The 13,140-nt window shown below is 66.0% G+C and carries 11 protein-coding genes; 7 read left to right on the top strand and 4 right to left on the bottom strand.

Features of this window, described 5'->3' with window-relative positions:
* The first annotated feature begins 79 nt into the window (after positions 1-79).
* Both maiA and D3877_RS01370 read left to right on the top strand, forming a co-directional pair.
* The gene (gene maiA, locus D3877_RS01365) at positions 80-721 is read left to right on the top strand and encodes a maleylacetoacetate isomerase (protein ID WP_119829003.1); all 642 of its coding nucleotides are present in this window, start codon (positions 80-82) and stop codon (positions 719-721) included.
* A gap of 153 nt (positions 722-874) precedes the next feature.
* On the top strand, positions 875-3,433 hold the full coding sequence (locus D3877_RS01370; protein ID WP_238474670.1) for an ATP-binding protein: 2,559 nt from the start codon (positions 875-877) through the stop codon (positions 3,431-3,433).
* Positions 3,434-3,459: 26 nt separating this feature from the next.
* On the opposite strand, the gene D3877_RS01375 is transcribed toward D3877_RS01370, so the two are convergent.
* Positions 3,460-4,344, bottom strand: a complete 885-nt coding sequence (locus D3877_RS01375; RefSeq protein WP_119829004.1) for a DMT family transporter — start codon at positions 4,342-4,344, stop codon at positions 3,460-3,462.
* A gap of 283 nt (positions 4,345-4,627) precedes the next feature.
* Here D3877_RS01375 and D3877_RS01380 point away from each other — a divergent pair, with 283 nt between their 5' ends.
* A complete protein-coding gene (locus D3877_RS01380; RefSeq protein WP_119829005.1) occupies positions 4,628-5,323 on the top strand; it encodes a cold-shock protein in 696 nt (231 codons plus the stop codon).
* 196 nt (positions 5,324-5,519) lie between these two features.
* On the opposite strand, the gene D3877_RS01385 is transcribed toward D3877_RS01380, so the two are convergent.
* The 3 genes from D3877_RS01385 to D3877_RS01395 form a co-directional block, all read right to left on the bottom strand.
* The gene (locus D3877_RS01385; RefSeq protein ID WP_119830708.1) at positions 5,520-6,185 is read right to left on the bottom strand and encodes an NnrU family protein; all 666 of its coding nucleotides are present in this window, start codon (positions 6,183-6,185) and stop codon (positions 5,520-5,522) included.
* A gap of 65 nt (positions 6,186-6,250) precedes the next feature.
* Entirely contained in the window at positions 6,251-6,898 is a 648-nt protein-coding gene (locus D3877_RS01390; protein WP_119829006.1) for a 3'-5' exonuclease, read from the bottom strand.
* Positions 6,899-6,911: 13 nt separating this feature from the next.
* Complete coding sequence (locus tag D3877_RS01395) at positions 6,912-7,502, bottom strand: NUDIX domain-containing protein (RefSeq protein ID WP_238474671.1); 591 nt, start codon at positions 7,500-7,502, stop codon at positions 6,912-6,914.
* A gap of 248 nt (positions 7,503-7,750) precedes the next feature.
* On the opposite strand from D3877_RS01395, the gene D3877_RS01400 reads away from it, so the two are divergent.
* From D3877_RS01400 to D3877_RS01415, 4 genes are all read left to right on the top strand, one after another.
* A complete protein-coding gene (locus D3877_RS01400) occupies positions 7,751-8,833 on the top strand; it encodes a class I SAM-dependent methyltransferase (RefSeq protein WP_119829008.1) in 1,083 nt (360 codons plus the stop codon).
* Between the two features lie 145 nt (positions 8,834-8,978).
* The gene (locus tag D3877_RS01405; RefSeq protein ID WP_119829009.1) at positions 8,979-9,365 is read left to right on the top strand and encodes a heme-copper oxidase family protein; all 387 of its coding nucleotides are present in this window, start codon (positions 8,979-8,981) and stop codon (positions 9,363-9,365) included.
* A 90-nt stretch (positions 9,366-9,455) separates the two neighbouring features.
* Positions 9,456-12,146, top strand: coding sequence for an aconitate hydratase AcnA (gene acnA / locus D3877_RS01410; RefSeq protein WP_119829010.1), 2,691 nt, complete (start codon positions 9,456-9,458; stop codon positions 12,144-12,146).
* Between the two features lie 294 nt (positions 12,147-12,440).
* Positions 12,441-13,139: a ParA family protein gene (locus tag D3877_RS01415; protein ID WP_119829011.1), complete on the top strand. Its 699-nt coding sequence runs from the start codon at positions 12,441-12,443 to the stop codon at positions 13,137-13,139.
* Position 13,140 lies beyond the last annotated feature (1 nt).

Genomic DNA, 13,140 nt, shown 5'->3' on the forward strand with positions numbered 1-13,140 from the left:
CCCCTCTCCCGCGCCAAGCGGGGGAGGGATGGGGAGGGGGCAAGGCACCACAACCACCTCCCTTCAGGAACCCCGCCCCGTGAAGCTCCACAGCTATTTCCGCTCCTCCGCCGCCTACCGGGTGCGCATCGCCTTGAACCTCAAGGGCTTGCAGCCGGAGATGGCCTTCGTCCATCTGCGCCATGGCGAGCAGACGCAGCCGTCCTTCGCCGCGCTGAACCCGGAAAAGCTGGTCCCGGCGTTGGAGGTGGACGGCCAGACGCTGACCCAGTCGCTGGCGATCATCGAGTATCTCGACGAAACCCACCCGACGCCGCCCCTGTTGCCGTCCGATCCGCTGGGCCGGGCGCGGGTGCGGGCGCTGGCGCTGGCGGTGGCCTGCGACATCCACCCGCTCGACAATCTGCGGGTGCTGAAGCATTTGAAATCCGCCATGGGCCATGGGCAGGCGGAGGTCGATGGCTGGTATCGCCATTGGATCGCCGTGGGCCTTGGCGCGCTGGAAGCCAAACTGGCCGGGGACGCGCGGACCGGGCGTTTCTGCCACGGCGACACGCCGGGGTTGGCCGACATCCTGCTGGTTCCACAGATCTACAACGCCCGCCGGATGGAGTGCCCGCTCGACGGTTTCCCGACCCTGCTGCGCATTGACGCTGCCTGTCGCGAACTCCCTGCCTTCCTCGCGGCGGCCCCGGAAAATCAGCCCGACGCCGAGGGGTGACGCCGCCCAGCCATGCCGCCGCCGCCGGGTTTCCCGCAGCTTTCCCGGTTCACCGACGGCGCCGCGTGGTATAAGGAAAGACAGTCTTTTGCGCTGCGTCATCATGGCGACGGCGGAACGGATGGCGCAGGCGGATGGGCGAGCGGCGGGACGATGCTGGGCAATTTCTCATCAGTGGCCTATGACCTTGCCGAGAACATCGCGGCAAGCGCCTTCGTCGTTCTGGCCTACACCTTCATCATCCGCCGGTCCGACGGTTGGGGCCGCCGCATCCGTCAGGGCATGTTCGGGCTGTTCATGGGCTTGACCGTCATCTTCACGATGGTCCATCCGATCCACATCCAGCCCGGTGTTTTCATCGACGCGCGTTCCCCGCTGGTCGGTTTGACCACGCTGTTCGGTGGGCCGCTCGCCGGTCTGTTGGCGGCGCTGGTCGGCGGCGGCTATCGGGGGTGGTTGGGCGGCATCGGCATGCCGGCCGGGGTGATGAACGTCACGCTGTCCCTGCTGGTCGGCATCGCCTTCGCTCGTTGGATCGAGCGCCGCACCACGCCGATGCGGGCGGTGGATCTGCTGATTTTTGGCTTCCTGCTGAGCGTCGTGACGTTGAGCACGCTGGTCCTGTTGCCCAGTTGGGATCTGGCGTTGGAGGTGCTGACCAAGACCGCTCTGCCGCTGCAAATCACGATCCCGATCGGCACGCTGTTTCTGGGTGGTCTGCTGCTGCGCGAGCAGCGCCAGCGCGACGCCGAGTTGCTGGTGGCCGAGAGCGAGTCGCGCTATCGCCTGCTGGCCGACAATGTGACCGATCTGATTTTGGTGATGCGGGCGGATCGCACGGTCGCCTATGTGTCGCCGTCGGTGCGCGAGATTTTGGGGTATGATCCGGACGAGCTTATCAATCGGCTTCCGCTGGGGTTTGTGCACCCGGATGACCAGCAACACGCCTTCAGCGCTTTTTCCGGGATGCAGGCCGGGGCGCCGGCCCTCACCATCACCCATCGGCTTCTTCATAAGGACGGTCGCTATCTGTGGGTGGAGTCGAGCATGCGCCCGGCCCGCAACGACGATGGCGGCTTCAACGTCGTCGCCGCCATTCGCGACGTGACCGAACGCAAGCGGTACGAGGCGCAACTCCACGACGCCCGGTCGGAAGCGGAGTCGGCGAATCGGGTCAAATCCGAATTTCTCGCGGCGATGAGCCACGAGATCCGCACGCCCTTGAACGGGGTGATCGGTTTCGCCGACCTGCTGCTCGGCACCGATCTGACGCCGGAGCAACGCCAGTATGTCGCGCTTCAGCGCGAGGCTGGGCGGGGGCTGCTGGCGATCATCGGCGACATTCTGGATTACTCCAAGATCGAGGCGGGCAAGCTGGAGCTTGAGGAGCGCCCCTTCGACCTGCACCGGCTGATGCGCGATTGCCGGGATTTGATGAGCAACGCCGCGTCGCAAAAGGGGCTGCTGTTGCAATTGGCGCTGGGCGCGTCGGTGCCGCGTTATGTGCGCGGGGACGAGGCGCGCATCCGCCAAATCCTGCTGAATCTGGTCGGCAACGCGGTGAAATTCACCGAACAGGGATCGGTGCTGCTCTCCGTTGGGCAATTGTCGGGGGAGGAGACGCCGGTCGAGGGGGGCGCCGCCCCTTTGATGCGTTTTTCCGTCAGCGACACGGGCGCCGGCATTCCGTTGACCGAACAGCCCAACCTGTTTCAGCGTTTCAGCCAGGGCGACCGTTCCACCACCCGCCGCTATGGCGGGACCGGACTGGGGTTGATTATCTCCAAACAACTGTCCGAGTTGATGGGCGGGCGCATCGGTTTTCAGAGCAGCCCCGGTGTGGGCAGCACCTTTTGGTTTGAAATCCCCCTGCCCATCGCCGCCGAGATTCGCGCGGTCGCCGAACAGCCGGTTGCCAGCGGTCAAGCCCGCGCCGGGCGCATCCTGTTGGCCGAAGACGTGCCGATGAACCAGATCGTCACCTCGTCCATTCTCTGCAAGGCCGGGCACACGGTCGAGGTGGCGGAGGATGGGCTGGCCGCCGTCGAGGCGCTGCGCGCGGGCGCGTTCGATCTGGTCCTGATGGACATGCAGATGCCGCGCATGGACGGGTTGCAGGCGACCGCCGAAATCCGCCGGATGCCGGGCCAGCGGGGCAGCATCCCAATCATCGCCCTGACCGCCAACGCGTTGGCCGACCAGTTGCAGCGCTGCTTGGACGCGGGCATGAACGACCATGTGACCAAACCGATTGACCGCGACACCCTGTTGAGCGCCGTGGACCGCTGGCTTGGCGCGGAGCCGGAGGCCCAGGCCGCCGTGCTGGCCGGGGTGGAGACGCCCGCCGACCCGGTGCTGAACCGGGCCAAGCTCGACACGCTGGCGGAGACGCTGGGGCCGGAGGCGATGCCCCGCTTCATCATCGGCACGATGAGCGAGTTGGCCTTGCGCATCGACCGCATTCTGGAGGCCGAACGGCTGAAGGACGCCGGGTTCGACGCGCACGCCATGGTGTCTTTGGCGGGCAATCTGGGGCTGGTCGAGCTGTCGCGGCTGGCGCGTTCGCTTCAGCACGCCTGCGAACAGGAGCGGCCCGACGCGCTGGCGCTGAAGGAGCAGGTGCGCGAAGCGGTCAACCGCGCTTCGAACGCGCTGCACGGCGCCGTGCCGGGGGGACTGGAAACGGCGGTGGCGCAGGGGACCGACGCGTAAGGGCGCGCGTTCCTCAGCGCCAATTCTCAGCGGTTGACGATCAACGCCACCCCGGCGACGGCGACGGCGGCGCCAGCCCAGGCCCCCAGACCTGGACGTTGGCCGGTCCACAGCCACAGCATCGGCAGAATCAAAACCGGGCTGAGCGCAGACAGGGTGGCGACCACCCCGGCGTTGCCGTTCGCCAGGGCGACCAGCAGCAGCGTCATTCCAAGCCCGATGCCGATGAACCCATTCACCACGACTTGAAGGGCGATGCGCGGCGTCAGTTTGCCGCCAAAGCCCAGGGTCTGGCCCGGCAACAGGCCGATCAGCGTCAGCATCATCGCCGCCGCCGTCACCCGCACCGCCGCCGCCGCTATCGGATCGGTTCCCGCCGCCATCACCGGCTTGGCGATGATCGAGCCGACCGCCTGCCCGCAGGCGCCGATCAGGCAGACGCAGACGCCCGCCAGCAGACTGCCCTGCACGGCTTCCCAGGAATGGCTGGAGCCAGAACGCAGGGCGACCGCCAGCATCACCCCCAGCGTCACCAGGACGATTCCCAGCGTCGTCCACGGACCCAGCGCCTCACCCAACACGACCCAGCCCAGCAGCGCGGTCAGCGGAGCGTTGGCGGCGTAGATCACGACGTTGCGGCGGGGGCCAAGGCGGCTGAGCGACCAGAACAGCGCCAGATCCCCCATCACGATGCCGGTGGCGCCGGACAGAACCAGCATCAGAACGGCGTTGGCGTCCAGCGTTTGCCAGCCGCCCAACGACGCGGTGGCGACCAACAACCCGCAGGACACCACGCACAGGCGCAGCCGGTTGAAGGCGATGGAGCCGAGCGCCCGAACCGGGCCGATGGCGATCAAACCGCCGGTCGCCCAACACAGCGCGGTGCCGAGCGCGGCCAACGTTGCAAGCATGATGATGACAAGACCGATGGTTGAAGCGGCCCGCACTCTACGACGCCCGGCGTCTGCCTGCGAAATGAGCAACGCGCATGGCCGGAACGCCTTTGCGCGGCAGCCGTCGAGTGGCGCTCTGCGGGCGGTTTTTCAGAAATCGACGGGGGAAAACCCCGATTCGCGTCATGGCGGCTTGCCAAGCGGCCCGCAACGGGCGATGTGTGATGATTGCGCCCGCCTGCGAGGTTCGCCGCGAGGTTTGAGGGCGCCGTTTCTGTTCCGCCGGAGTTTGGGTATCCCCATGAGTCAGCCGCCGCCCCGTCAGCATGTCTATCGCCAACCCAACGTCGTCGGCACCCAGGTGACGGCCACCGTCAAGTGGTTCGACCCGGAGCGCGGCTTTGGTTTCGTCACGCTTGGTCCGGCGGGCAAGGACGCGCTGATTCCCGCCTCCATCGTCGTTCCCGCCGGGCACGCGACCTTGCCGGAGGGGGCCACCGTGGTGGTCGATCTGGTCGAGGACCGCAAGGGCCAGCAGGTCAGCGTTCTGCACTCCGTCGATCTGTCCACCGCGATGCCCGCGCGCCCGCGCATGGGCGATCGGGGCGGCGACCGTGGAGGAGATCGTGGCGGGTTCCGGGATCGCGGGGGTGATCGCGGCGGCTTCGGCGACCGTGGCGGCGAGCGCAATTACGGCCCTCGTCCGGGCGGCTTTGGCGCGCGCGATGGCGGGCGCGACGCCGGGCCGCGCGGCGCGGCCCCCCGTCGGTCGGCGGACGCCGGTCCGACCTCGGAAATGACCGGCACGGTCAAGTGGTTCAACAGCGGCAAGGGCTTTGGCTTCGCCACCCCGGACGCCGGTGGCCGCGACGTCTTCATCCCCGCCCGCGCGCTGGAACGCGCCGGTCTGCACGGTCTGGACGATGGCCAGCGCGTGCGGATGACCGTCCGTCAGGGCGAAAAGGGCATGGAAGCGGTCAGCCTGTCGGCGGAGTGACGGGGTGCCTTTTTAATATTTGACACCGATGAACACAGATAAACACCGATGAACAAGGATCGGCTGTCATCGCCTGGGGAGATCAGACCCGAGGCGATGAAGTGCGCAAGATCATCATCTTTCATCTGTGTTTATCTGTGTTCATCGGTGTTAAACCTCACGCCTCGCATGGCGTGACGAAGCCGCGACGCCGCGATCACCCCAGCCAATAGAGCGGGTTGACGCTGAACAGCCAGGGATGGGCGGTCAGCATCGCCAAATAGGCCGCAACGCCGCCGACCAACCGCGCCCACCCGATTTCACCCATCGCCAGGATCCATCCGCCGATTGGCTCGGGTCTGGGCAAAAGACGGGTTGCCGCGCGAAAGGCTTGACCGCCGGAGCTGCGGCTCAGGATGATCTCATTTTTGACGATGGCGAACAGGGCGATGGCGGCCATGGTGACGAACAGAACCACCCGCCGCCCGTCGCCGGTGGCGTTCAGATGCAGCAGCGCCCACACCAACAGCCCAAGACTGCCCGGACAGCGGCTGATCCGGTAGATCCCGCGCGGCGGGTTGGGGGCGTCGAGGGCGCCAAAGCGCGTGGTGATCCGGGCGACCAGCAGCAAGAAGACCAGCGGCATGACGACGACCACCAGAGGCGCCGCCCAACCCGTCGGGGTGAACAGAACCTCCCCACCATCAGCGGCGCGGTAGGCCAAAACGAACAGGGCCAGCGTCGCCAGCGATCCCAACGAATGCAGGGCAATGAAGCCGGGACGTCCCAGCCGCGCGATCAAAGCGGGGCGAACCCCGGGCCAGGACGGCGCGGCGTGGCTGAGAAACAGAAGCGTGGCGGCGAGCAGAAGCGGCGTGGTCATGAGCGCCATTCCATCCCGGTCAATCGTCCATCGCCTTGACCGCGATCAAGCGGCCGGCGCGTCGCTTATCCCTGGACCGCCGCTTTTGCCCGGCGCGACGGCGCCTTGGCCCCCTTGCAGGCGGTGTAACCGTCGGGGGTGAGCTGACCAAAGGTGATGCCGGCGCCTTTGGGGATCGCCGCCAACCCGCTCAACCCCAACTCTTGCGTGGCGGCCAGCGCGATCCGCCCGCAGGCTTCGGCGTCGCTGCCCGCCCGGTGATGCTCCAGGGCGATGCCGAGGAAATCGGCCAGATGGTTCAGCTTGTGCGCCGTCAGCGTTGGCCACGCCCGCCGTGCCAGCGTCACCGTGCACAGATAGGGGCACACCGGCCAGACCAACCCGTAATCGGTCAGGGTGTGGCGCAGCACGCTGAGGTCAAAGGCGGCGTTGTGGGCCAGGATCAGGCGGCCATCCAGCCGCTCGCGCAGCCGCGCCCAGACGGCGGGAAATTCTGGAGCGTCGGCGACGTCGTCGGCCCGGATGCCGTGGATGGCTGAGTTGAACGGGTTGAAGCGCATCTCACGCGGGCGGATCAGATGCTCTTCGGTCGCCGTCACCCGGCCATTCTCGATCCAGGCGACGCCGATGGAACAGGCGCTGGTGCGGGATTCATTGGCGGTTTCGAAATCGATGGCGACCGCAAGGTCGCCGTTGCCTGTCGCAAACAGCATGGGGAACCCGGAGTCAGGGGCGGATCAGCCGGGCGACCTCATCGGGCAACGAGCCGTCCAGCGCCATGAGCTGTACCTTGAACAGGCTGGCCACCGCCATGGAATCCGTGATCTCGCCGCGCATCGCCATCGCCACCGTCTCGGCGAAGGGCACGCGGCGGACGGCCAGAACCTCGGTGTCGTCGGGGCAGGGGGTTCCCTGCTCCAACCCCCAGGCGAGGAAGGTGTGGGCGACCTCGTCGGTGATGCAGTTCGACAGGTGCAGAGTCATCAAGGGCAACCAGTGGCGCGCGGTCTGTCCGGTCTCCTCCAGCAACTCGCGCGCGGCGGATTTCTGCGGATCGACGCTTTTGTCTCCGCCGCCTTCCGGGATTTCCCAACTGTATTGTTCCAACGGAAAGCGGTACTGGCCAACCAAGGTGACGCGGCCTTGATCGTCGATCGGCACGACGCCGGTGGCGACGCCGCGCGGGCGGACGACGCCGTAAATGCCGGGATTTCCCTTGGGCGTCAGCACCTTGTGCTCCACCACCTCGATCCAGGCGTTTTCGTATTTGGTCGTGCTGGTCAGCACCGTCCAGGGATTGCCGGTCTCTTGCGGCACGCCGAAGCCCTCCGTTGATTGCGGGCGGACTATAGGCAGCCGCCCGTCGCCCCGCAACAGTTCAACCAGGACAAAACTAGATAAAATTTTCTCTGAATTAGTCACAACCAAAAGGAAATCGTTAAATATTGGTTTCTTGACAGACAACATCGGCGCGCTTACTTCTAGAAACAAGAAGAAAAGATGGCGAGGGCGCTATCCGAAAATTTAATTAAAATTCTTTTTAACTGGGCGGATGGGCGGAGGATATGACGTTGGTTCCGCGCGATCTCGAACGATGGCAGAATCCGAATTGGCGCACCCGGTTGGCGGCGTGGTGGGAGGGTTATGACCTGTCCCGCGTTCCGCGCCAGTCGCCGCGCTCGTCCAGCCGTTCGTCCTTTGATCGTCGCCCGAACTTTCGCCCGGTCAACGCCGTGGGCGGCGCCGGTGGGCTGCCGGTCGCCGGGCCGACCTCGCCCTTGCCCGCCGCGCTGGCGGTCGAAGCGGCGGCGGAAGCGCCCGCGCCCGAGACGGGCAACCCGGAACTGGACCGTCTGTCCCTGATGCAGCTTGACCGTCATGGCGAGCCGGTGTGGTCGCCCGCCCGCAGCGAGGGCGCCCAACTGCTGTGGGGGGAGGATCTGACCGGGCCGGGCGATTCGCAATGGATGGTCGATTCGGTGCGGCCCTTTGGCCTGAACGCGGCCAAGAGCGTGCTGGATCTGTCCGCCGGGCTGGGCGGGGCCGCGCGGGCGTTGGTCAACACCTGCGACACCTGGGTGACGGGGTTGGAGCCGTCACCGCTCCTGGCCAAGCTGGCGATGGACCGTTCCAAGGCGCTGGGCGTGTCGAAAAAGGCGCCGATCACCCATTATGACCCGGAGCATTTCAACCAGGCGGGCAGCTTTGATCTGGTGATGGCCGACCGCGTCATGCACCGGGTCCGTGACAAGGAGGCGTTCCTCGACCGCATCGGCGATTGCGTCAAGCCCAAGGGCGGCATCCTGATGTTCGATTACGTCATCGACGGCACGCCGGGTTCCTGGGACAATTGGAACACATGGCGGGAAGAGGAGCCGATGGAGGTCTATCCCTGGACCGGAACCCGTCTGGCCGATGAACTCACCCAACGCAACCTGGATTTGCGCATCAGCGAAGACTTGACGCAACTGCACCGCCGCCAAATCATTGAACGGGTGCGCAAGCTGGGCGAAACGCTGAAAAACTGTGCCCCCACCGGCCCGGTCCTGCGCGCGCTGGCGCGGGAACTGAATCTGTGGTGGTCGCGCCTGTCGGTACTGGGGAATGGTCTGCGGTTTTGCCGCTATGTCGCGATCAAGCCGGGTTGACGACGGCGACCGCTCACTCGTTCCACGGTTGGTTACAGCTCCATGTTCGCTGTGAAATCAGCCTGTAAGACCATTGAGGTTTCGGACGTGATGTTCACACGCTAAATTGTCCGCGCATCATTGTTGTCTGAAGGGTGATTGAAACATGCGCGGTGTGGCTTTTTGGTTTCTTCTCATTGCGGCGCTGTGCGCGCTGCTTGGCATGGTGAGCGGCGTCGTGATGGCGGCGGCGCAGGATCATTCCCTCTCCCCGGCCCACGCCCATCTCAACCTGTTGGGTTGGGTGTCGATGGCGATTTTTGGTTTTTACTATCACCTTGTGCCGGAGGCGTCGGCTCGCCCGCTGGCGCGGCTGCATTTTGGCCTGTCGGTCGTCGCCACCATCCTGTTCACGCCGGGAATCATTCTGGCGATTCGCGGGCAGACGGAGGTGTTGGCGCAGGTTGGCGCGTTGCTCACCATCGCCTCGATGCTGGTGTTCCTGGTCACGGTGGCGCGGCATCGGCCAACTGGCCGTATGGCGAAAGTCTAGCGCGCGCGAACGTCCAAAGCGGGCAGGGGCGATCCATATCATCCAGGCGAGATCCTCGCTGACGACCACCCCCGCCCATGGAGACGTCCCGTGACCATCGCCACCGGCCAGGACACGCTGAAGACCCGCCGTTCCCTTGAAGCCGCCGGGCAAAGCTGGGACTATTTCAGCCTGAAGGCGGCGGAAGAGGCGGGGCTGGGCGATCTGTCGCGCTTGCCCTTTTCGCTGAAAGTGCTGCTGGAAAATCTTCTGCGTTTTGAGGATGGCCGCACGGTGTCCGTCGCGGACGTCACGGCGGTGGCGCAATGGCTGGTGGACCGGCGGTCGGATCGGGAAATCGCCTACCGCCCGGCCCGCGTGCTGATGCAGGATTTCACCGGCGTTCCGGCGGTCTGCGATCTGGCGGCGATGCGCGAGGCGATGGTGGCGCTGGGCGGCGATCCGACCCGCATCAACCCGTTGGTGCCGGTCGATCTGGTCATCGACCATTCCGTGATGGTCGATTATTTCGGCAGCGCCGACGCCTTCGCCAAGAACGTCGCCTTCGAGTTCGAGCGCAATCTGGAGCGTTACGCCTTCCTGCGCTGGGGCCAGACGGCGTTTGACAATTTCCGCGTCGTGCCGCCCGGCACCGGCATCTGCCATCAGGTGAACATCGAGCATCTGGCCCAAGTGGTGTGGACCGACGCCGACCCGTCGGGCCACCGGGTGGCTTACCCCGACACGCTGGTCGGCACCGACAGCCACACCACGATGGTCAACGGCTTGGCCGTGCTCGGCTGGGGCGTCGGCGGGATCGAGGCGGAAGCGGCGATGCTGGGCCAGCCGATCTCCATGCTGATTCCCGAGGTCGTCGGCTTCAAGCTGACCGGGCGGATGAAAGAGGGCAACACCGCCACCGATCTGGTGCTGACCGTCACCCAGATGCTGCGCAAAAAGGGCGTGGTCGGCAAATTCGTCGAGTTTTTCGGGCCGGGCCTTGACGGCCTGAGCCTGCCCGACCGCGCCACCATCGCCAACATGGCTCCGGAATATGGCGCGACCTGCGGCATCTTCCCAATCGACGCCGAGACCATCCGCTATCTGACCTTCACGGGGCGCGACGCCGACCGGGTGGCGCTGGTTGAGGCCTACGCCAAGGCGCAAGGGATGTGGCGCGACGCCGACAGCCCCGATCCGTTTTTCACCGAGGTGATGGAACTGGACATGGCGACGGTCGAACCGTCGCTGGCCGGTCCGCGTCGCCCGCAGGACCGCGTCGCCCTGTCCAACATGGCGTCCAGCTTCGCCGCCGAACTGACCGGCTCCTTCAAAGCCGCCGAGCCGAACAAGGCGGTTCCGGTGACGGGCGGTGATTTCAGTCTGGAGCATGGGGCGGTGGTGATCGCCGCCATCACCTCCTGCACCAACACGTCGAACCCCGCCGTGCTGGTCGCCGCCGGTCTGGTCGCCAAAAAGGCGGTGGAAAAAGGGTTGCGGCAAAAGCCCTGGGTCAAAACCTCGCTGGCCCCCGGATCGCAGGTGGTCAGCGATTATCTGGCCAAGGCCGGGTTGCAGCCTTACCTGGATCAGCTTGGCTTCAACGTCGTCGGCTATGGCTGCACCACCTGCATCGGCAATTCCGGTCCGCTGCCCGACGCCGTCGCGGCGGCGGTGGAGGGGGGCGATCTGGTGGTCGCCGCCGTGCTGTCGGGCAACCGCAATTTTGAAGGCCGCGTCAACCCGCACACCCGCGCCAACTACCTCGCCTCGCCGCCGCTCTGCGTCGCCTACGCGCTGGCGGGCAATTTGCGGGTTGATCTGACCCGCGACGCGCTGGGATTCGGGGCGGACGGGCAGCCGGTCTATCTCAAGGACATCTGGCCGACCAACCAGGAAGTTCAGGCGGTTATCGACGCGTCGCTGACCGCCGCGATGTTCCGCGACCGCTATTCCAACGTCTTCCAGGGGCCGGAGGCGTGGCGGAGCATCGCCACGGCGCAGGGGCAGACCTATCAGTGGCAGGACAGCTCCACCTATGTGAAGCGCCCGCCCTTTTTCGATGGGTTGACCGCGACGCCCGATCCGGTGTCGGACGTGCGGGGCGCCCGCGCGCTGGCTGTGTTCGGCGATTCGATCACCACCGACCATATTTCCCCGGCGGGGTCGATCAAGACGACCAGCCCGGCGGGGGCCTATCTGATCGGCCATCAGGTCCGCCCGCAGGATTTCAACTCCTACGGCGCCCGGCGCGGCAATCATGAGGTGATGATGCGCGGGACCTTCGCGAACATCCGCATCCGCAACGAGCTGCTGTCCGGCGTCGAGGGCGGCGAGACCCGCCATTACCCCTCGGGCGAGCGGCTGCCGATCTACACCGCCGCCATGCGCTACGCGGAGGAAGGGACGCCGCTGGTCATCGTCGCCGGGAAGGAATATGGCACGGGGTCCTCGCGCGACTGGGCGGCGAAGGGAACCCGGTTGCTGGGCGTCAAGGCGGTCATCGCCGAGAGCTTCGAGCGCATCCACCGTTCCAATCTGGTCGGGATGGGCATCCTGCCCTTGCAGTTCATGGACGGGCTGACCCGCGCCGACCTGCGGCTGGACGGGTCGGAGCGTTTCGACATCGCCGGGGTCGAGGAGGGGTTGCGCCCGCGCAAGGACATGATCCTGACCCTGACCCGCGCCGATGGCGCGCGGGAGAACCACAGCCTGCTCCTGCGCATCGACACGGTGGACGAGGTGGATTACTACCGCAATGGCGGGGTTCTGAACGCGGTGCTGCGCAGTTTGGCGCGGTGATCGCGCCGCCTTCGCGACCGTCTGACGGGGGCTTTGCCGACGGCGTAGGCCGATTCGCCGAGCGCTGACCAACGCCGCCGGAAAGTCCCTAGCCAAACCGTCCCGACAAGTGTGTTGCGCCGCCCTTGTCGGGGAAAGTTTGGCCCGCTTGGTTGGTGATGCGTCCTTTCGTTGCGCAGGGGCGGCCCGGTCGCCCCTGGCTTTGCTGCGCCGCCAAAAAATCTCTAGGGATTGCACCCCCTTGACCATGTCTGCGCTTTTCTTTGGTCTGATATCTGCGATACCGTTTTTCCTATGTCTGGAAAGATCATCGCTGTTGGAAATCTGAAGGGTGGCACCGGCAAAAGCACGGTGGCCATCAACTTGGCGTGCGCGCTGCGAAACGGCGGGAAGGCGACGGTCGCCGTCGTTGACGCCGACGGGCAGGGCACCGCCAGCGACTGGGGCGCCAAGGGCCAATTGGGCCTGACGGTGCACGCGCTTCCCTTTGAAGAGACGCAAGGCACGGGGCATGGCGCCAGCCACGCGAACGGTGTGGAGAGTGGGGGGACGGCGAATTGGGGCGCGGAGGTTGATCGCCTGAAGGCCGATCATGATTTCGTCGTGATCGACCTGCCGCCGCAATTGAGCGACGCGATCCTCAACGCCCTGGTCGCCGCCAACCTGTTTGTCGTGCCGGTGACGGCCAGCGGCGCCGACCTTAAGGCGACGACCAAGGCCATTGAGCTGTTGCAGCGCGCGCGGGCCTTGCGCGACGACGGGCGTCCCGCCTGTCTGCTGGTGCCGTCGCGGGTTGACCGCCGCACCGCCGCTGGCAAGGAAATCGAGGCGGTCCTCCATGATTTTGGCGAGCCGGTCGCCCCGGCCATCGGCCAGCGCACCGCCCATGTCGACGCCTTCACGGCGGGCGAATGGGTCGGGTCTTACGCGCCCCGGTCGGCGGCCCATGGGGAAATTGAAGTTCTCGCGGCTATTGTCAAAAGGGTGAAGTGAT

Origin of the sequence: Azospirillum cavernae, assembly GCF_003590795.1 — a bacterium.
In the GTDB taxonomy this organism is placed as follows: Bacteria; Pseudomonadota; Alphaproteobacteria; order Azospirillales; family Azospirillaceae; genus Azospirillum; species Azospirillum cavernae.

Bases quoted from the DNA above. Each gene is read 5' to 3' on its own strand.
- D3877_RS01370 (WP_238474670.1), top strand. From the start codon at position 875: ATGCTGGGCAATTTCTCATCAGTGGCCTATGACCTTGCCGAGAACATC.
- D3877_RS01375 (WP_119829004.1), bottom strand. From the start codon at position 4,344: ATGCTTGCAACGTTGGCCGCGCTCGGCACCGCGCTGTGTTGGGCGACC.
- D3877_RS01380 (WP_119829005.1), top strand. From the start codon at position 4,628: ATGAGTCAGCCGCCGCCCCGTCAGCATGTCTATCGCCAACCCAACGTC.
- D3877_RS01385 (WP_119830708.1), bottom strand. From the start codon at position 6,185: ATGACCACGCCGCTTCTGCTCGCCGCCACGCTTCTGTTTCTCAGCCAC.
- D3877_RS01390 (WP_119829006.1), bottom strand. From the start codon at position 6,898: ATGCTGTTTGCGACAGGCAACGGCGACCTTGCGGTCGCCATCGATTTC.
- D3877_RS01400 (WP_119829008.1), top strand. From the start codon at position 7,751: ATGACGTTGGTTCCGCGCGATCTCGAACGATGGCAGAATCCGAATTGG.
- D3877_RS01405 (WP_119829009.1), top strand. From the start codon at position 8,979: ATGCGCGGTGTGGCTTTTTGGTTTCTTCTCATTGCGGCGCTGTGCGCG.
- D3877_RS01415 (WP_119829011.1), top strand. From the start codon at position 12,441: ATGTCTGGAAAGATCATCGCTGTTGGAAATCTGAAGGGTGGCACCGGC.